This is a genomic window from Pseudomonas nitroreducens, from assembly GCF_024170165.1.
GTDB classification, from domain to species: domain Bacteria; phylum Pseudomonadota; class Gammaproteobacteria; order Pseudomonadales; family Pseudomonadaceae; genus Pseudomonas; species Pseudomonas nitroreducens_C.
The window spans coordinates 590,690-613,499 of record NZ_JALJXP010000001.1 but is presented as its reverse complement, the minus strand read 5'-3'; the positions used below and the strand labels follow the sequence as shown (position 1 = coordinate 613,499).

The window sequence follows — 22,810 nt, the reverse complement described above, 5'->3', positions numbered from 1 at the left end:
TCACCTCAGGTTTCCGTCTATGCAAGGACAAATGTCCCGCACAGTTGCGTCCGAAGCGCCCACAAGGTCGCTCCGGAGCCAGGAAATCACCCTCAGGCCGGCGCGCGGCGGACGGTGGCGAGCAGCGCGGCGGCCCCCACGAACAGGGTCGCGAAAGTCCGATTCATCACCCGCTGCTGGCGTTGCGAGCGCAGGGCGCGCAGTACGCGAGCGGCCAGGCCGGTATAGCCGGCCATGACGATCAGGTCCACGGTGATCATGGTGGCGCCCATGATCACGTACTGGATCGCCATCGGGCGGTGCGGGTCGACGAACTGCGGCAGCACCGCGAGCATGAAGATCACCGCCTTGGGGTTGCTGGCGTTCACCAGGAAGCCGCGCAGCACCAGAGTCAGCGGCCGGCCGATGGCGCGCTCGCCGCTGGCTGCCATGACTTGCGGAGCGGCGGTCCACTGCCGATACGCAAGGTAGACCAGGTAGACCACGCCGAACCATTTGATCGCACTGAACGCCACCGCCGAAGCCGAGAGCAGCGCACCGACCCCCGCCGCCACGATGGCGATCTGCAGCGCCAGGCCGATCTGCAGACCCAGGGCATTCCAGTAGCCGCGCCAGAAGCCGTATTGCAGCCCGCAGGACATCGAGGCGATGGCCCCGGCGCCGGGCGACAGGCTGATCACCCAGCAGGCGATGAAGAAGGCGAACCAGGTACTGGCGAGCATTGCGGACCTCACGGCGCCCAGGCAGGCGCAATAATTTGTTACGGGCAGCCAGTGTGCCTCAGTCGAGCCGACTCTCCCAGCGCTGCCGACGAAGGTCGGGTGCCCCCTGTAGGAGCGAGCTTGCTCGCGAACAGAGACTCCCGGCGACACTTCCCCTGGGCGGTTCGCGGGCAAGGACTAGGCGTCCCCCTCGGTCCTACGAAAAGCAAAGACAAAAAGCCCGGCACTGGGCCGGGCTTTCTTGCTTCAACACAGAGCCATCAGCTCGGCACGTCCTTGCGCAGCTTCACCGGCTCCTCGCCACGCTTGCGCGCCAGGGCGCCGCGCAGGCGGATGTTGATCGCCTCCACCGCCAGCGAGAAGGCCATGGCGAAGTACACGTAGCCCTTGGGCACGTGGATCTCGAAGGCCTCGGCGATCAGCACGGTGCCGACCACGATGAGGAACGACAGGGCGAGCATCTTCAGCGACGGGTGCTTCTCGATGAAGGCGCTGATGGTGCCGGCCGACAGCATCATCACGCCGACCGAGATGACGATGGCCGCAACCATCACCGGTACGTGCTGCACCAGCCCCACGGCGGTGATCACCGAGTCCAGGGAGAACACGATATCGATGATCGCGATCTGGATGATGATGCCCATGAAGCCGCGGGACTTGCCGCCCTGCTGCCCGCCCTCTTCCGCACCTTCGAGGCTGTGGAAGATTTCCATGGTGCTCTTGAACAGCAGGAACAGGCCGCCGAAGAACAGGATCAGGTCGCGCCCGGAGATACCGTGGTCGAACACGGTGAACAGGTCGGCGGTCAGGCGCATGACCCAGGTAATCGAGAGCAGCAGCAGGATCCGCGTGCCCATTGCCAGCGCCAGGCCGAAGAAGCGCGCCTTGGGTTGCTGGGCGGGCGGCAGGCGGCCGACCAGGATGGAAATGAAGATGATGTTGTCGATGCCCAGTACGATTTCCAGGGCAGTCAGGGTCAGAAAGGCAACCCAGATTTCGGGGCTAGTGAGCCATTCCATAGTGGGGGAGTCCGTTGAGGGCAGTGGGTCAGGGAGTGGTGGGGAAATTCGATCCGCGCCAGCGGCGGATGGCTTTCTGGAAGAACAGGTTGTTCGGTACCTGCAGCAGCGCACCAGGCGTGCCGTCTTCGTTGGTCTCTTCCAGGGTGGTATAGAGCAGGTTGATCGCTATCACCCGCCCCTTCACGCCGGGTTTGTCGGCGGACTCGATGACTTCCACCCGGTCGCCCAGGCGAAACGGCCCCATGGTGAAGATCATCAGCGCGCAGAACAGATTGGAGAGCACACTCCAGATGGCGAAGAAGGCCACCGCGGCAACGGCGGCGAAGCCGGTCAGCGCGGCCCAGAGCACATCGGCGGAGACGCCCAGGCGCTCCAGCACCAGCATCAGCGCCGAGCCCATGATCAGCCAGCGCAGGCCACCACGCAGCGGCAGCAGCAGCTCCGGCGGCATCGGATAGCGCTCGCCCAGGCGACTGATGGCGCGCGCTACCACTCGCTGCAGCAGCCACGCCAGCAACAGGACGAGGATGATCTGCCCGCCACGCAGCAGCGGTTCGCTCCACGCCACCAGCAGGTTCACGTCATCCATCACTCACTGGCCTCGAGCTGGCGCTGCAGTTCTTCGAGGGTTTCCAGGGCCATCAGCCAGGACTCTTCCAGCTCGCTCTCGCGGGATTTCAGGGTTGCCTGACGGGCCAGCAGGTCACGCAGTTCGTCCTTGCGCGCAGCCTCATAGAGCGCGCTGTCGCCCAGGCGCTCCTCCAGTTCAGCGAGCAGCTCGTGGACCTTGCCCAGTTCCTTCTCCAACTTGTCCGCCTCGCGCTTGTGCGGGGCGAGTTGCTGGCGCAGGGCCGCGGCGGCCTGGCGCTGGGCGCGCTTGTCGGTCTTGTCGCCAGCCGGCGCAGAGGATGTCGACGGTGTCTGCCGCGCACGGAAATCCACCAGCCAGCGGGCATAGTCCTCGAGGTCGCCGTCGAACTCCTGGATGCGCCCGTCGGCGACCAGGAAGAACTCGTCGGTGGTGCTCTTGAGCAGGTGACGATCGTGGGAAACCACCACCACGGCGCCGGAGAACTCCTGCAGCGCCAGGGTCAGCGCCAGGCGCATTTCCAGGTCGAGGTGGTTGGTCGGTTCGTCGAGCAGCAGCAGGTTGGGCTTCTGCCAGGCGATCAGCGCCAGGGCCAGGCGCGCCTTTTCGCCACCGGAGAAGTTCAGCACCGGCTCGTCGCAGCGCTCGCCGCGGAAGTCGAAGCCGCCGAGGAAGTCGCGCAGGGTCTGCTCGCGTTCCGCCGGGGCGATACGCGCCAGGTGCAGCAGTGGGCTGGCCTTGGGATCGAGCGAGTCGAGCTGGTGCTGGGCGAAGTAGCCGATGGCGAGGTTCTCGCCACGGGCAAGCTCTCCCGACAGCAGCGACAGGTCGCCGGACAGGGTCTTGATCAGTGTGGACTTGCCTGCGCCGTTGGGGCCGAGCAGGCCGATGCGCGCGCCGGGAACCAGTTGCAGCTTGACCTTCTCCAGCACCGTTTTCTCGCCGTAGCCCAGGCGGGCCTCGGACAGGTTGAGCAGCGGGCTGGAAATCTTGTCGGACTCGCGGAAGGCGAAGTCGAACGGCGAATCGACGTGGGCCGGTGCCAGTTCCTCCAGGCGCTCCAATGCCTTGATCCGGCTCTGCGCCTGGCGGGCCTTGGTAGCCTGGGCGCGGAAGCGGGCGATGTACTTTTCCATGTGCGCGCGTTGCGCCTGCTGCTTCTCGTACGCCTGTTGCTGCTGGGCGAGGCGTTCGGCGCGGGTGCGCTCGAAGGCCGAGTAGCCACCGCGGTACAGGGTCAGCTTGCGCTGTTCGAGGTGGGCGATGTTGTCCACCACGGCGTCGAGGAAATCGCGGTCGTGGGAGATCAGCAGCAGCGTGCCCGGGTAGCTCTTGAGCCACTCTTCCAGCCAGAGGATGGCATCGAGGTCGAGGTGGTTGGTCGGTTCGTCGAGCAGCAGCAGTTCGGACGGGCACATCAGCGCCTGCGCCAGGTTCAGGCGCATCCGCCAGCCGCCGGAGAAGTCGCCGACGCGACGGTCCATCTGCTCGGAGGTGAAGCCCAGGCCCGCCAGCAGCTTGCGCGCACGGGCGTCGGCGGTGTATCCGTCAGCACTGTCGAGTTCGCTGTGCAGGCGCGCCAGGGCAGTGCCGTCGTGGGCGTCTTCGGCCGCGGCGAGGTCTGCCTGGATCTTGCGCAGGTGCACGTCGCCATCGAGCACGTAGTCGACGGCGAGGCGGTCGAGGGTATCGACCTCCTGGCGCATGTGCGCGATGCGCCAGTCCGCGGGCAGGTAGCAGTCGCCGGCGTCCTGGCCGAGCTGGCCGCGCAGCAGGGCGAACAGGCTCGACTTGCCGGCGCCGTTGGCGCCGATCAGGCCGACTTTCTGTCCGGCGTGCAGGGTGAGTTCGGCACCTTCCAGCAAGCGCTGGGGGCCACGCTGTAGCGTAAGATTTTGTAGTCGAATCATGGCGGCGGAGTTTATCAGCTTCGCCTGGCAATCGCTGTGGGTGCTCTATGTCTGATGATGTCTGGTCGTATGCACTGAAACTCTACGCCCGCCCTGGGGTTGAGGCGGCTTGCCTGACCCTGCAGGAAGGCGGCGCGGATGTCTGCCTGGTGCTCGCTGCAGCGTGGCTGGGCGGCACTGGCGTGGCCTTCGCGGCGGCGCGAATGAGCGAGCTGGAAAGCACGGCGCAGGGATGGCGCGAAGAGGTGGTTGTGCCTTTGCGTTCGCTGCGTCAGCGCTGGCGGGAATCGGCGGAGCAGGATGCGCAGCTGGCGCCATTGCGCGAGCGAGTCAAACAGCTCGAACTGGAAGCGGAAAAGGTGCTGCTGGGAAGACTGGAGACGGTGGCGCAGGATTGGCCACGGGATGAAGCGGAGGACCTGGCGCGCTGGCTGGAAGCCGCGACAGGTGAAGCGGGCGGCTTGCGCCGCGATGCGCGGGAAACCCTGCACACCGCGGCGAGCCTCTCCTGAGCCTCAGGAAGCGCTGGAGGAGTTGCTGCTGGCCGGAGCAGCCGGTGCCGGAGTGGCGCTGGCAACCGGGGTAGCGGCCGGAGTGCTCGGCTGAGCAGCCGGGGCGCTCGGAGCAGCCGGAGCGGCCGGCTTGGCAGCCACGGCGGGCTTGGCCGCAGCCGGTTTGGCGGCAGCCTTCACGGCCGGCTTGGCAGCCGGTTTCGCAGCGGGCTTGGCGGCCGGTTTGGCAGCGGCAGCGGGCTTCGCGGCAGGCTTTGCAGCAGCCGGTTTGGCGGCAGCGGCGGGCTTGGCGGCAGCAGGTTTGGCAGCCGGTTTAGCGGCGGCTTTCGCAGCAGGCTTGGCGGCCGGCTTGGCAGCGGGCTTCGCAGCAGCCGGTTTGGCGGCAGCGGCGGGCTTGGCGGCAGCAGGCTTGGCAGCCGGTTTCGCGGCAGCTTTTGCAGCCGGCTTGGCGGCGGGTTTAGCGGCGGGTTTAGCGGCAGCCTTGGCAGCCGGCTTGGCAGCGGCAGGCTTGGCGGCAGCGGTGCGCGCGGCGGGTTTGGCAGCGGGCTTGGCAGCTGCTTTAGCGGCAGGCTTGGCAGCCGGTTTGGCCGCGGGTTTCGCAGCAACTTTAGCCGCGGGCTTGGCAGCGGCAACCTTGGCGGCCGGCTTCGCAGCAGGCTTGGCCGCGGGTTTTGCTGCAGCTTTGGCGGCAGGCTTGGCGGCAGCTTTCACGGCCGGCTTGGCAGCCGGTTTGGCAGCGGCCTTGGCAACCGGTTTTGCGGCAGCAACCGGCTTGCGGGTAGCGAGGGATTTGCCAGCGGCTTCCTTCACCTTGGTCACGCCCTGGGCGAGCTTCAGGCTCTCCTGCACATCGCGCTTGAGGTTGGCGATGTAGGCACGGGTTTCAGTCTGGCGGGCCTTCAGAACATCCAGCACGCCATCGAGCTCAGCGATGCTCGACTTGGCCTTGGCCTGCGCCTTCGCCTTGCCGGCCTTGGACGCGTCCTGCAGCTTGGTGCGTGCGTTGTGCAGCTTCTCCTGAGCCTTGCCGCGCTGTTTCTCGAGCTTGGCGAGCAGCTTTTCGGAATCGACAAGCGCCTGCTTGCAGGCACCTTCGAGGTGTTCGATCAGACTGTTGGACAACTGGTGCAGCAGGTGCAGAGGGGTAGTGACGGGTTTCTTGTTGGCCGACATGACGTGCCTCCTGGCGGACGTGGTTGCGCCCATACTAGCCCCGCTGATGGCCTCTCGCCAATGTCCCTATTGTGCTGCAGGCCGCAGCAGGCATTGGCTTCAGGGGTTTTCAGCAGTGCGCGAAGGCGCGTTTTTTCACTCACCCAGTGACGCCGCATCTCGCACTTGGTTCCATTGACGCAACCGTCGTGGCGGCGCAAACGCCCGTGGCACGGGCGTTTGACGGATGAAAAAATATTTCCCCGACACGCCTGGGATGCCCGTCGCAGAGCTTTCGGAACACTGCCTGAAGGCCCCGATGAAGGCGGATTGCGCGGCGTTAGCGGCGCACCAGCACGACGCCGAAATCGCGATCAGGACACAGTGGAAATGCTCGCGCGAACACGCCTTCACAGTCACCCTGGCGATCCATTTCCAGCCGTGAACCAGGGCCCGAAAAAGACTGCGCCAGCACCGCTGCAAGCTGCCGAACGGCGCGAACTTTCAGCGCTGCGGATCCTGGTACGCGGCTCGATACATCGCCGACAGACATCCGCTCCTGCGCGGAGGGGTGAACCTTGGGCAGGAACGGACTTCGCCCGCGATCGCATGAACAGCCCGGACTCAAAACGACAACGGCGCGAGTGCTGGAGGCACCCGCGCCGTTGTCGGACGTCCCTTCGCTCAGGCCGTAACGGCTTTCTGCTCGTGGGAGTTGTGCAGTACTTCGATCAGGCAGTCTTCCAGTTCGAAGCGTTCGTGCAGTTGCTGGCGCAGGCTTTTCAGCTCGCTGGTCAGGCAGGTGCCTTCGCGGCAATCGCCGTTGTCGCAGCGGTCGTTGAAGTTCAGTGCATTGGCGGTGATGGTCTCCAGGCGCGGGTAGATCTGCTTGGCCAGTTCCAGGCCGCGCGTATCACCGAAGGCCTGCGCCTCGTTCATCAGTTGTTCGTAGACCTCGAAGTGGCCCGCCGATACGTAGTCGAGCAGAAGCTGGCAGAAGCTCTGCAGGTTCTCGGCATTGGTCTTCGGCGCCTGGACACCGTCCAGGGAATCGAATGCCCGGACCAATTCATGTCGATCCCGCAACCAGCGGTCGATCAGCTGGTGTACGCCTCCCCAACGTTCCTGGGCATTACGGCAGCTCTCGAGCATGTTGTCCTCACTTCCCTTTTCGCCGTCCCGGCTAGGTCCGCCCCGGGACAATATTCTGTCGAATCTCGACATCCGCGATGTGTGAAGCTTGTTCGGCGGCGGCTTTCCGACGGAGTGGAAAACCAGAGTATGCCCGCCCGTTGCCGCCTTCAAGACACCGGCCGCGGGAAAATTCATACGGGCGTTTAATCGACAGACCGCGACGCCTCTGGCCTGCACCGATGGGACGCAGGCCATGGCGAATTGCGATGCGACCCTCAGCCGCGGCGGCGGAAGAACTGCACGATGGCGAACAGGGCGTAACCGACGAAGGCCAGCAGGCTCCACTCCGCGATACTCATGCCGAGCAGGGTCCAGGTCACCTCGGCGCAGTCGGCCGAACCGTGGAACATGGTGTAGAGAATCTGCGTGTAGGGCATGCTTTCGAGCATGAAATCCAGCGGCGGCAGGCAGGACGGCAGCTGGTCCGGCGGCAGGGTCTGCAGCCAGATCTGACGGCCTGCGGTGCCGGCACCACCCAGGGCACTGAGCAGAATCAGCAGCGAGTACACGCGCGGCGCACGGCCATGTAGAGCGGCGATCAGCGAGAACAGACCGCAGCCGGCGAAGAAGATGCGCTGCAGGATGCACAGCGGACAAGGCTCCAGCCCGACCACGTACTGCAGGTAGAAGCCGGTGCCGAGCAAGGCGACGCAGGCGAGGAAGGCAAGGAAGAACAGGGAACGAGGGCTGGCCAGGTTCATGGCGGCTCCGCTGAAAAGCGCTGTTGCAGGAAAGGCCGCTACGGTAGTGGAAACACGACGATCAGTTCAAGGCGAGTGTCTAGACTGGCCGTGGCACTCATCCGGGAATTCCTGCCATGCGTCGTCATTTCCTGCTTTTCTCGCTGCTTTCACTGACAGCATCGCCGGCAATTGCCGCCACCGACCTCAGCCAGATCCGACTCCCTGAAGGCTTCCACATCAGCCTGCTCACCGACCAGGTGCCGGGCGCCCGCGCCATGGCCTGGGGCGAAAGGGGTACGCTGTTCGTGGGCAGTCGCTCCGCCGACAAGGTCTTCGCGGTGAAGCCTGACGGCCAGGTGAAGGTAATCGCCGATGGCCTGCAGATGCCCGTGGGCGTGACCTTCCACAAAGGCGACCTGTACGTGTCGTCGATCAACCGCATTGTCGTGCTGCGCGACATCGAAGCGCACCTCGACGCACCTCCCAAGGCCGAAGAGCTGCCGGCGCAGTTCCCGAAGGAGACCGCGCATGGTTGGAAATTCATCGCCTTCGGCCCGGACGACAAGCTCTACGTACCGGTCGGCGCGCCCTGCAACATCTGCCGACCGGACCGCGAGCAATACGCCAACCTGCAGCGCATGAACGCCGATGGCAGCGCGCGGGAAGTGGTCGCCTACGGCATCCGCAACACCGTCGGCTTCACCTGGCATCCGCAGACGAAGCAGCTGTGGTTCACCGACAACGGCCGCGACCTGCTCGGCGACGACAAGCCCGACGATGAACTGAACAAGGTCAGCAAGGTGGGCGAGGACTTCGGCTATCCGGACTGCCACCAGGGCGATATTGCCGACCCCGAGGAAGGCAGAACTCCCTGCTCGTCCTTCACCCCGCCAGTGGCCAAGCTCGGCCCCCACGTCGCTGCGCTCGGCCTGCGCTTCTACACCGGCGAGCAGTTCCCCGTCGAATACCGCGACAACCTGTTCATCGCCGAGCACGGCTCGTGGAACCGCACGCGGAAGATCGGCTACCGGGTGGCGCGGGTCGAGCTCAACGAGGACGGCACGCTGAAGCGCCAGAGCGTGTTCGCCGAAGGCTGGCTCGACAAGGATGGCGGGGTTCACGGGAGGCCAGCTGACGTGCTGGTCGCCCCGGACGGATCGCTGCTGGTCAGTGATGACCAGAACGGCGCGATCTACCGCATCCACTACGGCAATCCCTGACAACGAAAACGGCGCCCTCGGGCGCCGTTTTCACTCACGTCGACAGGATCAGGCGCGCACCGCCACCGGCAGTGAAACAGGTGGAGCCAGCAGGCCCAGGCCTTCCTGGAACAGCTGGTTGCTGCGCTCCACTTCGCCCAGTTGCGCCAGCAGACGCGCCAGTTCAGCGCAGGTTTCCGCGCTGCGCTGGCGGGCCAGACTGGCTTCCAGGTACTCGCGCGCCTTGCCCCACAGCTTGTTCTGCAGGCACAGGCGGCCGAGAGTCAGCAGCAGTTCGGGATCGTCGCCCTGCTGCTTCAGCCAGCCTTCGGCGGTCTTCAGCTGGTGCGCGCCGTCGCGGCCGCGGGCGCGGCCATAGAGGTGCACCAGACGGCTGTCGTAGCCTTCCTTGAGCGCCTTGCGCAGCACTTCTTCGGCCTCTTCCGGCGCGCCCAGACGCAGCAACTGCTCGGCGTAGGCAGCCACCAGCGGCGGCTGCGCGCGAAGATTGGAGGGCACGTTCTGCCAGCGCTGGGTCAGCGGCTGCAGGCTGCTTTCGCCCTGGCCGATGCCCTGCTCGCCCGCCTCGCCCAGCGCGGCCATCCAGGTGCGGCGCTCCAGGTCAGCCAGCTCGGCGTTCTGCAGCACACGCTCCTTGCGCAGCTCCGGCAACAGCACGCACAGCGCCTGCCATTCGTGGAGGCTGACGTAGAGCTGCTGGAGCAGGCGCAGCACGGTCGGGTGGCGCGGGTGATCCTGGTGCAGCTTGTCCAGCACCACGCGGGCGCGGGCGAAGTCGCCACGATTGATCAGCAGTTGAGCGCGGGTAAGACCCACCGCAAGCTCGGAGCCGGGCTCGCGCTCCTGGGCACGGTCCAGCAACTCGTCGCACTCTTCGATCTTGCCCAGCTCGTTGGCCGCGCGGGCAGCGCCCAGGTAATGCGGCAGCGGGCGATCACTCAGCTCGGCGGCACGACGCAGGTGACGCAGCGCCTGCGTCCAGTGCCCTTCGGCGAGATCGCGCTGGCCATGTTCCTCGGCCAGTTGCGAGCGACGGCGGCGGTTGAAGCGCGACCAGGGATTCACCACTCGGCCGGAGACCCCCAACAGACGTAGCACCAGGCGCACGGCGAGGTAGATCACCCAGAACACCACCAGCAGCGCGAGGAAGGTCCACAGGCTGGATTCGTAGCGGAAGCTCTTGTAGGCGATCAGCACGTAGCCGGACTGCTCGGCGACGGCCAACCCGACCAGGGTGGCCGCCAGAACCACCGCAAGGATCAGGACGTAGAAGCGGCTCATGGCTGGGTCCCCGCGTCGGGCGCCACTGCCTCCTGCTGTTGCACCGCATTCTCGCGGCGCGACAGGTAGGCCTGCAGCGAACTCAGGGCCGGGCCGAGGTCCGGCGTCTGCACGGTGACGGCCTGGCCACTCAGCTCATCCAGGCGCGCGACCAGCGCGCGGCTGTCGGCGAGGTCGGCGTTGAAGAAGTCGCTGACGATCTGCCTGGCCTGTTTCAGCGCCTGCTCGTAGACGTCCTGCTTGCCGTTCAACGCGGCCCACTGCGCCTGCTCCAGGGCGAGGCTCAGGGCAAGGCGGACGCGGTCCAGTTGCTGGCCGGAAAGCAGCGGGCGAATGTCCTGTCCGGCATTGAAATCGATGCGCACGTACTGCGAGACGCGGTCCCACCACTCGCTCCAGCGGTCGTTGCCGTCGCTCCAGGCGGTGTTCGGGCCAGTGCCGGTGTCGGAGGGCTTGAAGGCGGGGTTCAGCGGTTGCAGCTGGGCAGCCTGGTCGCGCAGCGCGCCCAATTGCAGGAACAGACCAGTGCGGTCGGGCTGGGGCAACGCACGTAGCGCTTCGAGGCTCTTGGCCAGTTGCGCGCGAGCAGCGAAGGCGCCCGGATCGTTGTTCACACGAAGGATGTCGTCGGCGCCCTGGACCAGCTCGATGGCGCTGTCGATGTCCTGCAGCGCGGAGAGACGCAGCGCGGCCAGACGCAACAGGTGCTCGGACTCGGCCAGGCGCCATTGCTGGCGGCCCTGCCCCAGCACCTGCTTGACCTGCTTGGCCAGCTGCTGCTGGTCGCCTTGCAGTTCCACCACCAGGCGACGGCGGGCTTCGAGCTCGTCGGCGTTGGGCAGGGTATCCAGGCGCTTGTTCAGCTCGGCGTTGGCGCTCTGCACGCCCTGCGCCTGGGCGCGGGCGTCTTCCAGTTGCGCGGCGCGCTGCTGCTCGGCGCCCTTGAGCTGCTGGACCTGCCAGACGCCCCAGCCGCCAGCGGCGAGACCGGCGGCGCCGACCAGCAGGGCCAGCAGGGCGATGCCCGTGCCGCCCTTGCGCGGGGCCGGCGCGGCGGCCGGACTGGACGATGTTGGTGAAGTCTCTTGGGGAGTGACGGCTTCGCTCACAGATCCATCCTTCGCTCGGAAATTGTTCTAGTCGGCGCTTCTCAACGCTTCCATTAATGCCGTCGGGCTTGCGCCCCGGCAATCGATTACTCGCAGCGCCCCCATCTCCCGCGCCTGCTCAGCCACCCGCGGGCTGGGCACGAACAACGGCATCGCGCTGACTTGCGGCCAATCCGCCGCCGCCAGCTGGCGCAGGTGCTCGAGCCCCTGCCCACTACTGACCGCGATGGCGTTCAAACGCTCCCCCTGGATTCGCCGCAGCAGTTCGCCCGGGGGGTAAGCCGGCATTTCGCGCCGGTAGAGTTCCAGATAGTCGACCATCACGCCTTGGCCGCGCAGGCGTTCGGCAAGGAATTCTCGGCCACTCTCGCCGCGCATGATCAACACCTTCGGATCATGCACCTGCAGGGCCTGCTCGAACTCCGGCAAGGCCAGCAGGGCTTCGCTGTCGTCACCACCCTGCGGGCAGACCACATCCAGACCGTAGTCTTCGAGGATAGCTGCCGTGGCGGCCCCGACGGTGAACCAGCGCTGGGTCAGCGGCGCTTGCGGCCAGTAGCGGTCGACCCGCTCCAGGCCCAGGCGCGCCGCGGGCTTGCTGACCACGATAACCGCGCAGTAGCGGTCCAGGTCAAGGATCAGGCTGCGCTCGGCGGGGGTTTCTTCCCGCGGCGTGATCGCCAGCAAGGGCAGGCAGTCGCCGTGGATGCCGTGTTCGGCGAGGGTGGCGGCGAGCGCCGCGCAATCCTCTTCGGGACGGGTCAGCAGCAGCCGCCAGCGGCTCACGGGTGACCGGCCTCGCCGTAGACCGCATCGAGGATTTCCTGGGCGCCCTGGCCCAGCAGATCTTCCGCGACCTTCACGCCGAGGGTTTCGGCTTCGGCGAACGGTGCGCGGGCTTCAGCGCGCAGCAGTTCGGTGCCGTCGGGCTGGCCAACCAGGCCGCGCAGCCACAGCTGGTCGCCTTCGAGGATGGCGTAGCAGGCGATGGGCACCTGGCAGCCGCCGTTCAGGCGCTTGTTCAGCGCACGTTCGGCGGTGACGCGCAGGGCGGTCTCACGGTGATGCAGCGGTTGCAGCAGGGCATGGATCTCCGCGTCGGCGCTGCGGCACTCGATACCCACCGCGCCCTGGCCGCCAGCCGGCAGGCTGGCCTCGACGCTGATGGAGGAACGGATGCGGTCTTCGAAGCCGAGGCGGATCAGGCCGGCGGCAGCGAGGATGATCGCGTCGTACTCGCCGGCATCGAGCTTGGCCAGGCGGGTGTTGACGTTGCCGCGCAGGAAGCGGATCTGCAGGTCCGGGCGGCTGGCCAGCAGCTGGGCCTGGCGGCGCAGGCTGGAGGTGCCGACCACGCTGCCGGCGGGCAGGTCGTCGAGGCTGGCGTAGGTATTGGAGACGAAGGCGTCGCGCGGGTCTTCACGCTCGCAGATGCAGTACAGGCCCAGGCCTTCGGGGAAGTCCATCGGCACGTCCTTCATGGAGTGCACGGCGATGTCCGCTTCGTTGTCCAGCAGGGCGGTTTCCAGCTCCTTGACGAACAGGCCCTTGCCGCCGATTTTCGCCAGTGGCGCGTCCAACAGCTTGTCACCGCGGCTGGTCATCGGCAGGAGGGTCACGGTCAGGCCGGGATGGGCCTGTTCCAGGCGGGCCTTGACGTATTCGGCCTGCCAGAGTGCCAGGGCGCTCTGGCGCGTGGCGATACGGATTTCGCGAGACATGGGCATTTCCAGGCAAAGGAAGCGTGCAAGAAAGTGCCCGCATGATAACAGCTCACGCAAACGAAAAGCCCGGGGGGGGTGGCCCCCGGGCTTCGAGTGCTGCGGCACTGTGTCGCTACAGGTTATGCATGAGTCGCCGGACACCGGCGACATGGCGGCGGCTGACGGTCAGCGCGTCGCCGTTGAGTCCTTTCAGGTACAACTGGAAGTGCCCCAGCGGGGTGCGCTGCAGGCGTTCGATACGCTCGCGGGAGACCAGCGCGTTGCGGTGGATGCGCACGAAGCGGTCACCGAACTCGTCCTCCAGCGCCTTCAGCGGTTCGTCCAGCAGCACTTCGCCGCCCGCGTGGCGCAGGGTCACGTACTTGTGGTCGGCGATGAAGAAGATCACGTCTTCCAGCGGGATCAGCTCGATGCCCTTGCGGGTCCGCGCACTGATGTGGCTGCGCGGGCCGGGGCCACCGGCCGCCGGGGGCTTGGTCAGCGCCGCAAGCTGCACGCGGTTAGGCCGCGAGGCTTTCTTCAGGGCGTCGGCCAGGTCCTCGCTGCGGACCGGCTTGACCAGGTAGCCGACCGCACTGACCTGGAACGCCTCCAGGGCGAATTCATCATGGGCGGTACAGAAAATCACCGCCGGCGGGGCTTCGCGCTCGCACAGCTTGGCGGCCACCTGAAGCCCATCCAGGCCGGGCATGCGGATATCCAGCAGGACGATATCCGGCTTCAGGCTGTCGATCAGCGTCAGCGCTTCTTCGCCGTTGCTGGCGGATGGCTCGAGGACGCGATAGCCGTCCAGTTGCCCCACCAGCCGGGCCAGGCGCTCTCGCGCCAGGGGTTCGTCATCGACGATCAGGACATTCATAAGCTCAGGCTTCCTGCATGAGACGCGCACATGGATAGCGTAGACAGGTGAAGTGCCGTCCGTCACGGCGCTCGACGGTGAGACTAGCTTTTGGCCCGAAAAGTGCCGCAAGTCGCGCTGCAATATTCTGCAGGGCCTGCTTGGTCCCCTTCGTGGGCAGCGTCTCGGTCGCTTCGTCGTACGGGTTGCTCACGCAGAGCTGGAACACACCGTCACGGTAGTCCGCCTCAACTTTCACCAGACCGCCTTCGATGCGCGGCTGGATGCCATAAATCAATGAGTTCTCGAGCAACGGCTGCAGCGTCAACTGGGGAATCGGCACGCCTTCGGGCACGCCGCTCACCTGCCAGTCCATCTGCAACCGGTCGCCAAGACGGAACTGCTCAATGGAAAGATAGCGTCTGGCCAGCTCAAGTTCCTCTCCCCAGGAAATTAATGTTCCAGGTTTGGCCAGGCTGGCGCGAAAAAGGTCCGAAAGATTCAGTACCGCCAGCTCGGCCTTGCCCGGATCGATCTCGATCAGGCTGGCGATGCTGTTGAGGCTGTTGAACAGGAAGTGCGGACGGATGCGCGCCTGCAGCGATTCGATCCGCGCCCGCAGTTCTGCCTGCTCCTGCCTTCGCCATTGGCTCACCAGGTAAAAGTAGCGTAGCAACAGCGTGGACATGATGAGCGCAATCAACGCATGGCGCAGGTAAAGGTTGACCTCGCCGGTGCGGCTCATGGGCCCGCCGAGGGAGAAATAATCCGCCACCCAGGTGCAGCCCAGCGTCAGCAGGACCACCAGCGCGCAGCTGAGCAGCCCGGAGAACCATGCCGGCCAGCGCGCCATGAACGGCCGCAACTGGCATAGCAGGCCGGCCGAGAGCAGCACGATCCACTGCACGAACAGCGAGGAAAGGGCCAGGCGCACCCAGTTGAAGCTGGGCGTCATCGGCTCGGCGAGCACCAGCACGAGCACCAGCAGTTCGGCGAGCAGCACCAGGCTGAACAGCGCTTCGGGCTGGCAGAGTTCGGGGATGAAATAGTCTTCGTTGGGCGCCGGCTGGTCGCCGGTCTTCGTCAGTCTGGGCATCGACGCAGTTTCCGTAAGCGCCTGCACGGCGGCAAGCGCCGCGTGCGACCAAAAGCCAGGAATTGTCGGACAGCGCAAAGATCGGCACGGGGCTCGCGACGATTCACCGCCACTCCCCCGCCGCAACCTGCCAAAGCGCCGCCGGTTTTGTCCTTCAGCCTGCTATTATCGTCGCACTTTGCCCTTCATGCAGGCCGCGCGCCGCGCCTGCCCGTTTCAGCGAGAGAGATCCATGAGCGTAGAGAAGACCAACCAGTCCTGGGGCGGCCGTTTCAGCGAGCCCGTCGATGCCTTTGTCGCCCGCTTCACCGCTTCCGTCGACTTCGACAAGCGCCTCTATCGCCACGACATCATGGGCTCCAAGGCCCACGCCACCATGCTGGCCAAGGTCGGCGTACTGAGCGACGCCGAGCGCGACACCATCATCGACGGTCTCCAGCAGATCCAGAGCGAGATCGAGGCCGGCACCTTCGACTGGCGCGTCGACCTGGAAGACGTGCACATGAACATCGAAGCACGCCTGACCGACCGCATTGGGGTCACCGGCAAGAAACTGCACACCGGCCGTTCGCGCAACGACCAGGTCGCCACCGACATCCGCCTGTGGCTGCGTGACGAAATCGACCTGATCCTCGCCGAGATCACCCGCCTGCAACAGGGCCTGCTGGGTCTGGCGGAAGCCGAAGCCGACACCATCATGCCCGGCTTCACCCACCTGCAGACCGCGCAGCCGGTGACCTTCGGCCACCACCTGCTGGCCTGGTTCGAAATGCTCAGCCGCGACTACGAGCGCCTGGTGGACTGCCGCAAGCGCGCCAACCGCATGCCCCTGGGCAGCGCCGCGCTGGCGGGCACCACCTACCCGATCGACCGGACCATCACCTGCGAACTGCTGGGATTCGAAGCGATCTCCGGCAACTCGCTGGACGGCGTGTCCGACCGTGACTTCGCCATCGAATTCTGCGCTGCTGCCGCTGTGGCGATGATGCACCTGTCGCGCTTCTCCGAAGAGCTGGTGCTCTGGACCAGCGCCCAGTTCCAGTTCATCGACCTGCCCGACCGCTTCTGCACCGGCTCCTCGATCATGCCGCAGAAGAAGAACCCGGACGTACCGGAGCTGGTGCGTGGCAAGTCCGGCCGCGTGTTCGGCCACCTCGCCGGCCTGCTGACCCTGATGAAGGGCCAGCCGCTGGCGTACAACAAGGACAACCAGGAAGACAAGGAGCCGCTGTTCGACGCCGCCGACACCCTGCGCGACAGCCTGCGTGCCTTTGCCGACATGGTTCCGGCGATCAAGCCCAAGCGCGAGATCATGCGCGAAGCGGCCCGCCGCGGCTTCTCCACCGCCACCGACCTGGCCGACTACCTGGTGCGCCGCGGCCTGCCGTTCCGCGATTGCCACGAAATCGTCGGCCACGCGGTGAAATACGGCGTGGACAGCGGCAAGGACCTGGCCGAAATGAGCCTGGATGAGCTGCGTCAGTTCAGCGACCAGATCGATGACGACGTGTTCGTCGTGCTGACCCTGGAAGGCTCGGTGAATGCCCGCGACCACATCGGCGGCACCGCCCCGAACCAGGTCCGCGCCGCCGTCGCTCGCGGCCAGGAACTGCTGGGCACGCGCTAAGCGCCATCAGGCCGCGCCACCCGGCGCGGCCATCGAGGGGAACGGATTCCCATGCTCGACGACCTTCCCACCGCCCTGCTCGGGCGTCTGCTCCGCCTCCTGCTGCTGGGTCTGGAACTGGTCTTCGAAGGGCTGCTCGACGCGCTGTTCAATCGCTTCAGTTACCTGCTCGGATGGCTTCTGCTGCGCGCCTTGACGCTCGGCCGGAAACCCCGGGGACCCGCCTTTCCCGATGACTTTCGCGGCACCGACTGGCTGGTCCAGCTGGCGGGCGCCCTGGTATTGCTGGCGATGATCGCCGTGGCGCTCTGGATCGCCCTAAGTCCGCCCCAGCCCTAGGTCCGCCCTAGATAACCCAGCTGCGCCGGCGTCAGCTGCAGCATGCGCGCGGCCTTGTGGTCCTTGAGCCTGGGCAACTCCTCCTCGGGCAGACGCGCCGCACTGGCCGCCAGGTTGACTATCAGTGCCTCGCGGCTGAACACGCCGTTATCGATGGCGTAGGCAGCGGCGATCAGGTTGCGCAGCTCCAGCGGCAGGCGCCAGCGGGTGCGCAGAGCGGAGCCGAAGCTCGCGCCGTGCTCCTTCAGGGCCCTATCCACATCCGCCTCACTCAGCTCGCCACCCGCGCTGTGCCAGTCCTGCAGACTGCGCAGCAGCGCAAGATCGCCCAGACAGTGCAGCAGGCCGGCGGTAAAGCAGCGGTCAGCATCGGCGCCGAGGGACTCGGCCAGCGCAAACGCAGCGTCGGCGGTATGTTGGGACAGCTCCCAGAAACGCCCGGCGTGCTCCTTGAGCAGCGGATCATCGAGGGTCGCGGCGCGCTGCAGCGCGACTGCCAGCATCAGGTTCAGCGCCTGCGCCACGCCCAGCCGCGACAGCGCCTGCATCAGCGTCTGGCAGGGCATGCCGACGTGCCGCGCGGCGCTGTTAGCGGCGGAGATCAGGCAGGCGGTGATCTGCGGGTCGTGGCCGAACTCCTGTTCGAGCATCTCCAGATTGACGTCACCGGCCTCCATGCAGCGATTCACCGCCGCACCAACCTCACCCATCAGCGGCGCGCCTTCGGTGGCATCGCGCTCGGTCTGCAGGAAGCGCTCCAGCGACAGGCTCTGCTCCAGCGTCGGCAACTCGCAGACGACGTTCTCACCCGGCGCCAGCAACAGCGAGCGCAGGCGTTCGCGCAGGTTCTCGGCGTTGAAGGGTTTGACCAGGTAGGCGGTGGGCGCCAGCGGCAAGGCCGCGCGGACGCTGGCGGCGTCGGCCTTGGAGCTGATCAGGATGAAGGGCTGGGCAACCGGGCCGCGGCGGCGCATGCGCACATGGCGCAGCAACTCCAGGCCATCGCTGCCGGGCAGTTCACGCTCCGCCAGGATCAGCGCGAAGGGATGACGGCGGCAGGCCTCGATGGCCGTGTCACCGTCTTCGCAGAATTCGACATTGGCGTCGCAACGCACGCTCAGCACCAGCTGGCCGAGCAGCTCACGGCTCCAGGGGTCGCTGGCAGCCACCAGCACGCCGGGAGAAACGCTCATGGATCGCACCTCGTTCGGGACGTCTGCCGTCGCGGGCGGAAACAGCCGATCCAGAGCCATCCCTGTCGAGTGCCCGGTCCTTCGGATGCCGCCGGCCAACGGCCTTCGGATACTGCGCAGCGTAGTCCAAAGCCCACGAGCTTTCCCATGCGCGCCATCAACTTCGACGGACATTTCGCACAAAGAACACGCCCAAAGCGCGGGCATAAAAAAAGGCCCGCTTGCGCGGGCCTTTCTCTCGAACCGTTAGAGCGGTAAGGCTCAGGCCAGTTCGTCGAAGCACTCGGCCAGAATGGCCAGGCCTTTTTCCAGCTGCGCGTCAGGGATGGTGACGGGCATCAGGAAGCGGATCACGTTGTAGTAGGTACCGCAGGAGAGCAGGATCAGACCTTTCTCACGGGCACGAACCACGATCTTGCTGACCAGTTCAGCGGCCGGCTTGTTGTGATCGCCGCCTTCGAACAGCTCGATGGCGATCATCGAACCCAGGCCACGAACGTCGCCGATGACCTTGTGCTTGGCCTGGATGTCGCGCAGACCCGCCTTCAGGCTCTCGCCAACGGCTTGCGAACGCTCCAGCAGCTTCTCTTCGTCGAACACTTTCAGCACGGCCAGGGCCGCGGCGCAAGCGATCGGGCTACCGGCGTAGGTGCCGCCCAGGCCGCCGGGAGCGATGGCGTCCATGATTTCAGCTTTACCGGAAACACCGGAGATCGGGAAACCACCGCCAACGGACTTGGCGAAGGTGGTCAGGTCCGGAACGATGCCCAGTTGCTCGGTGGCGAAGAAGGTGCCGGTACGGCCAGCGCCGGTCTGCACTTCGTCGGCGATCAGCAGGATGCCGTGCTCGTCGCACAGGGCGCGCAGGCGCTGCATGAAGGCCTTGGAGTTGACGTAGAAGCCACCTTCGCCCTGAACCGGCTCGATGATGATGGCAGCGATGTCGCGCGGCTGGGCGTCGTTCTTGAAGATGCGCTCGATGCTGGCGATCGACTCGTCTTCGCTCACGCCGTGCAGTTCGCACGGAGCCAGGGCGCGGAAGATGCCGCCCGGCATCAGGCCCATGCCAGCGGAGTACGGAACGACCTTGCCGGTCAGGCCCAGGGTCATCATGGTACGGCCGTGGTAGGCGCCGGTGAAGGCGATCACGCCAGCGCGGCCGGTGGCGGCACGGGCGATCTTGACGGCGTTTTCAACGGCTTCGGAGCCGGAGGTGACCAGCAGGGTCTTCTTCGGGAAGTTGCCCGGAACGCGCTTGGCGATCTCTTCGGCCAGCTCGATGTAGGGCTCGTACGCCAGCACCTGGAAGCAGGTGTGGGTCAGCTTGGTCAGTTGCTCCTGAACGGCGGCAACCACTTTCGGGTGCAGGTGGCCGGTGTTCAGAACGGCAATGCCGCCGGCGAAGTCGATGTACTCACGACCTTCGACGTCCCACACGGTGGAGTTCTCGGCGCGCTCGGCGACGACCGGGTGGATCTGGCCTACACCGCGCGGTACGGCGGCCTGACGACGTTGCAGCAGGGATTCGTTGGTTTTGCTCATAGCTTCCTCAGTGGCCGCTCATCGGGCGACCGGATCAAAGGATGAAAGCGGGGAGAAGCCACACACGACAGCATACGATGATCGACTGTCATGGCACTTGCGGCCCGCCGGACGGGTTGTCCGGTGCTACCACCGGAAAACGCCGACGCGAAGGTGGCTGTCAGCTCTTGCCTGCCACCTCGCGCCCACGGAAAAAACGGGTCAGATACCGCCGAGGCAGAGGTATTTGACTTCGAGGTAGTCCTCGATGCCGTACTTCGAACCTTCACGGCCCAGGCCGGAGGCCTTGATGCCGCCGAACGGCGCCACTTCGTTGGAGATCAGGCCGGTGTTGATACCCACCATGCCGTATTCCAGCTGCTCGGCAACGCGGAACACGCGGGCCAGGTCGCGGGCGTAGAAGTAGGAAGCCAGGCCGAACTCGGTGTCGTTGGACATGGCGATGACTTCGGCCTCGTCCTTGAAGCGGAACACCGGCGCCAGCGGGCCGAAGGTCTCGTCCTTGGACACCAGGGCGGACTTCGGTACGTCGACCAGGATGGTCGGCTCGAAGAAGGTGCCACCCAGGGCGTGCGGCTTGCCGCCGGTGAGGACCTTGGCGCCCTTGGAAACGGCGTCGGCGATGTGCTCTTCGACCTTGGCCACAGCCTTGGAATCGATCAGCGGGCCGGTGGTGATGCCCTGCTCCAGGCCGTTGCCGATGTTCAGCTTGGCCACGGCGACCTTCAGCTTCTCGACGAAGGCGTCGTACACGCCGTCCTGAACGTACAGGCGGTTGGCGCAGACGCAGGTCTGGCCGTTGTTGCGGTACTTGGAGATCAGCGCGCCTTCGACGGCGGCGTCCAGGTCGGCATCGTCGAACACGATGAACGGAGCGTTGCCGCCCAGTTCCAGGGACACTTTCTTGATGTCCTTGGCGCATTCGGCCATCAGCTGGCGACCGATCTCGGTGGAACCGGTGAAGGTCAGCTTGCGCACGATCGGGTTGCTGGTCAGCTCACCGCCGACTTCGCCGGCGCTGCCGGTGACGACGCTGAACACGCCCTTCGGAATACCGGCGCGCTCGGCCAGCTCGGCCAGGGCCAGGGCGGAGTACGGGGTCTGCGAAGCAGGCTTGAGCACCATGGTGCAGCCAGCGGCCAGGGCCGGGCCGGCCTTGCGGGTGATCATCGCGGACGGGAAGTTCCACGGAGTGATGGCCGCGGTCACGCCGATCGGCTGCTTGATCACGATGATGCGCTTGTCGGGCTGGTGGCCCGGAATGGTGTCACCGTAGATGCGCTTGGCTTCTTCGCCGAACCACTCGAGGAAGGAGGCGGCATAGGCGATCTCGCCCTTGGCTTCGGCCAGCGGCTTGCCCTGCTCGATGGTCATCAGGCGGGCCAGGTCGTCCTGGTTGGCGATCATCAGGTCGAACCACTTGCGCAGCTTGTTGGCGCGTTCCTTGGCGGTCAGCGCACGCCAGGCCGGCAGGGCCTTGTCGGCGGCTTCGATGGCACGACGGGTTTCGTCGGCGCCCATCTTCGGCACAGTGCCGATGATCTCGTTGGTGGCCGGGTTGTTCACGTTGATGGTCTTGCCGTTGTCGGCGTCGACCCAGGAACCGTCAATGTAAGCCTGTTGGCGGAACAGCTTGGCATCATTGAGTTGCATGACCTGTCTCCTTTCGAGGAAAGCCTGTGGACGGCGGGTCTGACTCGAGTCCCGCCTGCCTTGTTGTCTGGATGGGAGAGACCGCAGCCTCTGCCGTTCATTCACCCCGGCCGATCAGTATCGACGCGGAAGGCGAACGTCGCCTCAGCTTGGAGGCGATGCCAGGCGAACGGCTCTTAGTTCGCTCGGCATGCGGACACGAAAAAACGCAGGCCGGGGTCATTGCCCGGTCTGGTTGAACTCGTTCACGCACAGATTCCCGGGCTCGGCCCAGGAGTACGCCTGCCCTACAACCTTCCGGTACGCTGATCGACGGAAGCCGCACGGAGACCTGTCACAAGGGACATGCGGTGGGTGCAACGGAAGACTGTCATCCCGCAGGCTGATGGCCGGCTGGTGTGATGCCAATGCTCCGGTCTCCTGTTGTTGTGATGGGGAGGCGTTTGAAATCTCAAACGAATCCTAGGGCCCTCGACTGCAAAGGGCAAGAGCTCGTTCGACAAAACCAACGAAGCTATCAGATTGCAGCGGGTTTTCGGCGGAGTTCTACCGACAGGCGGCAGTTTTCGTTCGATATCATGAACGAGCGTACCTGCATTGGACGCCCGCACGGGAGATGCGTATGATTGCCGCCTGCCGCGCCAGCCGCGGCATACGCACCAGTAGCTCAGCTGGATAGAGTACTGCCCTCCGAAGGCAGGGGTCGTGGGTTCGAATCCCGCCTGGTGCGCCATCTCCTCGCTTTCCTTGCCCAGGGAAAGCCGTAAAAAGGCCCGCAGATGCGGGCCTTTTTTGTTTTCGCCGGCACTGCCGGGCTTACTGCGCCATGATCTGCTGATAGCGGCGCTGGTATTCCTCGTACGACATCGGTGTCGCCTGCAACATTTGCAGCTGTTGCTGCTGCCATTGAGCCTTGTTCAGCGAACCATTGGAAGCAGACTGGGCTTGCGGCTGAATCTGCAGAGGTGCAGCTGCACTCTGGCCGACCTGCGTGCCGAGATTACCCAGGCACTGATACTTGACCACGATCTGCGCGGCGATGCAGGTGCCGTACCCATTGAACTGGTTGCAGTGTTGGGTCTGGCCGCCAAAGGCCTCGGCATCCTGATAGCCCCACACCTGGCACTTGGACTTGGCAATGGCCTGGGCTTGCGACACGTCGACGACCGGCTGCTCGAACTGCTGGACGTCGTAGGCCAGGTCGACAGTGCCGTCTGCGCGACTGCCACCGGATGCATAGAAATTCTTCTTCACAGCACAGCCACTGCTGGCAGCGAGGGCAATCAACAGCAGAGCGAGGGAAATACGGCGCACGGCAACCTCCTTGTCATCGATAGCTTCATTTTGCCATCACGGCAGACCAGGCGCCAACCGATCATCCAGCAGGCCTGCACGCCGACAGGC

General features: G+C 65.6%; 21 protein-coding genes, 1 tRNA gene and 1 pseudogene. 6 read left to right on the top strand and 17 right to left on the bottom strand.

The window, feature by feature from the left end:
• Positions 1 to 92 precede the first annotated feature (92 nt).
• From J2T47_RS02805 to abc-f, 4 genes are all read right to left on the bottom strand, one after another.
• The gene (locus J2T47_RS02805) at positions 93 to 722 is read right to left on the bottom strand and encodes a LysE family transporter (protein ID WP_253442203.1); all 630 of its coding nucleotides are present in this window, start codon (positions 720 to 722) and stop codon (positions 93 to 95) included.
• A 260-nt stretch (positions 723 to 982) separates the two neighbouring features.
• Positions 983 to 1,741, bottom strand: coding sequence for a TerC family protein (locus J2T47_RS02800; protein ID WP_253442201.1), 759 nt, complete (start codon positions 1,739 to 1,741; stop codon positions 983 to 985).
• Between the two features lie 28 nt (positions 1,742 to 1,769).
• On the bottom strand, positions 1,770 to 2,333 hold the full coding sequence (locus J2T47_RS02795; RefSeq protein ID WP_253442199.1) for a mechanosensitive ion channel family protein: 564 nt from the start codon (positions 2,331 to 2,333) through the stop codon (positions 1,770 to 1,772).
• The gene (gene abc-f, locus J2T47_RS02790; protein ID WP_253442197.1) at positions 2,333 to 4,243 is read right to left on the bottom strand and encodes a ribosomal protection-like ABC-F family protein; all 1,911 of its coding nucleotides are present in this window, start codon (positions 4,241 to 4,243) and stop codon (positions 2,333 to 2,335) included. The genes J2T47_RS02795 and abc-f overlap by 1 nt, the downstream gene beginning before the upstream one ends.
• A gap of 47 nt (positions 4,244 to 4,290) precedes the next feature.
• Here abc-f and J2T47_RS02785 point away from each other — a divergent pair, with 47 nt between their 5' ends.
• Entirely contained in the window at positions 4,291 to 4,755 is a 465-nt protein-coding gene (locus J2T47_RS02785) for a TIGR02444 family protein (protein WP_253442195.1), read from the top strand.
• A gap of 300 nt (positions 4,756 to 5,055) precedes the next feature.
• Here J2T47_RS02785 and J2T47_RS02780 read toward each other — a convergent pair.
• Positions 5,056 to 5,928 (bottom strand): annotated as a pseudogene (locus J2T47_RS02780) (AlgP family protein); the annotation flags it as partial.
• 226 nt (positions 5,929 to 6,154) lie between these two features.
• Here J2T47_RS02780 and J2T47_RS02775 point away from each other — a divergent pair.
• Positions 6,155 to 6,352: a hypothetical protein gene (locus J2T47_RS02775; RefSeq protein ID WP_253442188.1), complete on the top strand. Its 198-nt coding sequence runs from the start codon at positions 6,155 to 6,157 to the stop codon at positions 6,350 to 6,352.
• Between the two features lie 239 nt (positions 6,353 to 6,591).
• Here J2T47_RS02775 and J2T47_RS02770 read toward each other — a convergent pair whose 3' ends face one another.
• A complete protein-coding gene (locus J2T47_RS02770) occupies positions 6,592 to 7,059 on the bottom strand; it encodes an Rsd/AlgQ family anti-sigma factor (RefSeq protein ID WP_045213212.1) in 468 nt (155 codons plus the stop codon).
• Between the two features lie 257 nt (positions 7,060 to 7,316).
• Positions 7,317 to 7,802: a disulfide bond formation protein B gene (locus J2T47_RS02765; protein ID WP_253442185.1), complete on the bottom strand. Its 486-nt coding sequence runs from the start codon at positions 7,800 to 7,802 to the stop codon at positions 7,317 to 7,319.
• Between the two features lie 116 nt (positions 7,803 to 7,918).
• On the opposite strand from J2T47_RS02765, the gene J2T47_RS02760 reads away from it, so the two are divergent.
• Positions 7,919 to 9,004 carry a PQQ-dependent sugar dehydrogenase gene (locus tag J2T47_RS02760; RefSeq protein WP_253442183.1) on the top strand — a complete coding sequence of 362 codons (1,086 nt, stop codon included), beginning with the start codon at positions 7,919 to 7,921 and terminating at the stop codon, positions 9,002 to 9,004.
• Between the two features lie 48 nt (positions 9,005 to 9,052).
• Here J2T47_RS02760 and J2T47_RS02755 read toward each other — a convergent pair whose 3' ends face one another.
• The 6 genes from J2T47_RS02755 to J2T47_RS02730 all read right to left on the bottom strand — a co-directional run bounded on the left by J2T47_RS02755 (position 9,053) and on the right by J2T47_RS02730 (position 15,052).
• On the bottom strand, positions 9,053 to 10,285 hold the full coding sequence (locus J2T47_RS02755) for a heme biosynthesis HemY N-terminal domain-containing protein (RefSeq protein ID WP_253442181.1): 1,233 nt from the start codon (positions 10,283 to 10,285) through the stop codon (positions 9,053 to 9,055).
• Positions 10,282 to 11,394 carry a uroporphyrinogen-III C-methyltransferase gene (locus J2T47_RS02750; protein ID WP_253442179.1) on the bottom strand — a complete coding sequence of 371 codons (1,113 nt, stop codon included), beginning with the start codon at positions 11,392 to 11,394 and terminating at the stop codon, positions 10,282 to 10,284. Before J2T47_RS02750 ends, J2T47_RS02755 begins: the two co-directional genes overlap by 4 nt.
• A 27-nt stretch (positions 11,395 to 11,421) precedes the next feature.
• Positions 11,422 to 12,180 carry a uroporphyrinogen-III synthase gene (locus J2T47_RS02745; RefSeq protein ID WP_253442177.1) on the bottom strand — a complete coding sequence of 253 codons (759 nt, stop codon included), beginning with the start codon at positions 12,178 to 12,180 and terminating at the stop codon, positions 11,422 to 11,424.
• Positions 12,177 to 13,115 carry a hydroxymethylbilane synthase gene (hemC, locus tag J2T47_RS02740; RefSeq protein WP_253442175.1) on the bottom strand — a complete coding sequence of 313 codons (939 nt, stop codon included), beginning with the start codon at positions 13,113 to 13,115 and terminating at the stop codon, positions 12,177 to 12,179. The genes J2T47_RS02745 and hemC overlap by 4 nt, the downstream gene beginning before the upstream one ends.
• Before the next feature lie 115 nt (positions 13,116 to 13,230).
• Positions 13,231 to 13,977 carry an alginate biosynthesis regulator AlgR gene (gene algR, locus J2T47_RS02735; RefSeq protein ID WP_017521347.1) on the bottom strand — a complete coding sequence of 249 codons (747 nt, stop codon included), beginning with the start codon at positions 13,975 to 13,977 and terminating at the stop codon, positions 13,231 to 13,233.
• A gap of 4 nt (positions 13,978 to 13,981) precedes the next feature.
• A complete protein-coding gene (locus J2T47_RS02730; protein ID WP_253442173.1) occupies positions 13,982 to 15,052 on the bottom strand; it encodes a sensor histidine kinase in 1,071 nt (356 codons plus the stop codon).
• A gap of 232 nt (positions 15,053 to 15,284) precedes the next feature.
• Between J2T47_RS02730 and argH the strand changes: the two genes are divergently transcribed.
• Together argH and J2T47_RS02720 are read left to right on the top strand one after the other, a co-directional pair.
• Entirely contained in the window at positions 15,285 to 16,679 is a 1,395-nt protein-coding gene (gene argH / locus J2T47_RS02725) for an argininosuccinate lyase (protein WP_253442172.1), read from the top strand.
• A gap of 51 nt (positions 16,680 to 16,730) precedes the next feature.
• Positions 16,731 to 17,018 carry a hypothetical protein gene (locus tag J2T47_RS02720; protein ID WP_253442171.1) on the top strand — a complete coding sequence of 96 codons (288 nt, stop codon included), beginning with the start codon at positions 16,731 to 16,733 and terminating at the stop codon, positions 17,016 to 17,018.
• Here the strand turns inward: J2T47_RS02720 and J2T47_RS02715 are convergent.
• The 3 genes from J2T47_RS02715 to gabD form a co-directional block, all read right to left on the bottom strand.
• A complete protein-coding gene (locus tag J2T47_RS02715) occupies positions 17,015 to 18,211 on the bottom strand; it encodes an HDOD domain-containing protein (protein ID WP_253442170.1) in 1,197 nt (398 codons plus the stop codon). The two genes, J2T47_RS02720 and J2T47_RS02715, sit on opposite strands and share 4 nt — an antisense overlap.
• 261 nt (positions 18,212 to 18,472) lie before the next feature.
• The gene (gene gabT / locus J2T47_RS02710; RefSeq protein ID WP_045213232.1) at positions 18,473 to 19,753 is read right to left on the bottom strand and encodes a 4-aminobutyrate--2-oxoglutarate transaminase; all 1,281 of its coding nucleotides are present in this window, start codon (positions 19,751 to 19,753) and stop codon (positions 18,473 to 18,475) included.
• Between the two features lie 201 nt (positions 19,754 to 19,954).
• Positions 19,955 to 21,406, bottom strand: a complete 1,452-nt coding sequence (gene gabD, locus J2T47_RS02705; protein WP_081518737.1) for an NADP-dependent succinate-semialdehyde dehydrogenase — start codon at positions 21,404 to 21,406, stop codon at positions 19,955 to 19,957.
• Between the two features lie 656 nt (positions 21,407 to 22,062).
• Between gabD and J2T47_RS02700 the strand changes: the two genes are divergently transcribed.
• Positions 22,063 to 22,139, top strand: a tRNA-Arg gene (locus tag J2T47_RS02700).
• Between the two features lie 83 nt (positions 22,140 to 22,222).
• Here J2T47_RS02700 and yecR read toward each other — a convergent pair.
• A complete protein-coding gene (gene yecR / locus J2T47_RS02695) occupies positions 22,223 to 22,720 on the bottom strand; it encodes a YecR family lipoprotein (RefSeq protein ID WP_253442169.1) in 498 nt (165 codons plus the stop codon).
• Positions 22,721 to 22,810: the final 90 nt, after the last annotated feature.

Bases quoted from the DNA above. Each gene is read 5' to 3' on its own strand.
- J2T47_RS02805 (WP_253442203.1), bottom strand. From the start codon at position 722: ATGCTCGCCAGTACCTGGTTCGCCTTCTTCATCGCCTGCTGGGTGATC.
- J2T47_RS02800 (WP_253442201.1), bottom strand. From the start codon at position 1,741: ATGGAATGGCTCACTAGCCCCGAAATCTGGGTTGCCTTTCTGACCCTG.
- J2T47_RS02795 (WP_253442199.1), bottom strand. From the start codon at position 2,333: ATGGATGACGTGAACCTGCTGGTGGCGTGGAGCGAACCGCTGCTGCGT.
- abc-f (WP_253442197.1), bottom strand. From the start codon at position 4,243: ATGATTCGACTACAAAATCTTACGCTACAGCGTGGCCCCCAGCGCTTG.
- J2T47_RS02785 (WP_253442195.1), top strand. From the start codon at position 4,291: ATGTCTGATGATGTCTGGTCGTATGCACTGAAACTCTACGCCCGCCCT.
- J2T47_RS02775 (WP_253442188.1), top strand. From the start codon at position 6,155: ATGAAAAAATATTTCCCCGACACGCCTGGGATGCCCGTCGCAGAGCTT.
- J2T47_RS02770 (WP_045213212.1), bottom strand. From the start codon at position 7,059: ATGCTCGAGAGCTGCCGTAATGCCCAGGAACGTTGGGGAGGCGTACAC.
- J2T47_RS02765 (WP_253442185.1), bottom strand. From the start codon at position 7,802: ATGAACCTGGCCAGCCCTCGTTCCCTGTTCTTCCTTGCCTTCCTCGCC.
- J2T47_RS02760 (WP_253442183.1), top strand. From the start codon at position 7,919: ATGCGTCGTCATTTCCTGCTTTTCTCGCTGCTTTCACTGACAGCATCG.
- J2T47_RS02755 (WP_253442181.1), bottom strand. From the start codon at position 10,285: ATGAGCCGCTTCTACGTCCTGATCCTTGCGGTGGTTCTGGCGGCCACC.
- hemC (WP_253442175.1), bottom strand. From the start codon at position 13,115: ATGTCTCGCGAAATCCGTATCGCCACGCGCCAGAGCGCCCTGGCACTC.
- algR (WP_017521347.1), bottom strand. From the start codon at position 13,977: ATGAATGTCCTGATCGTCGATGACGAACCCCTGGCGCGAGAGCGCCTG.
- J2T47_RS02730 (WP_253442173.1), bottom strand. From the start codon at position 15,052: ATGCCCAGACTGACGAAGACCGGCGACCAGCCGGCGCCCAACGAAGAC.
- argH (WP_253442172.1), top strand. From the start codon at position 15,285: ATGAGCGTAGAGAAGACCAACCAGTCCTGGGGCGGCCGTTTCAGCGAG.
- J2T47_RS02720 (WP_253442171.1), top strand. From the start codon at position 16,731: ATGCTCGACGACCTTCCCACCGCCCTGCTCGGGCGTCTGCTCCGCCTC.
- J2T47_RS02715 (WP_253442170.1), bottom strand. From the start codon at position 18,211: ATGAGCGTTTCTCCCGGCGTGCTGGTGGCTGCCAGCGACCCCTGGAGC.
- gabT (WP_045213232.1), bottom strand. From the start codon at position 19,753: ATGAGCAAAACCAACGAATCCCTGCTGCAACGTCGTCAGGCCGCCGTA.
- gabD (WP_081518737.1), bottom strand. From the start codon at position 21,406: ATGCAACTCAATGATGCCAAGCTGTTCCGCCAACAGGCTTACATTGAC.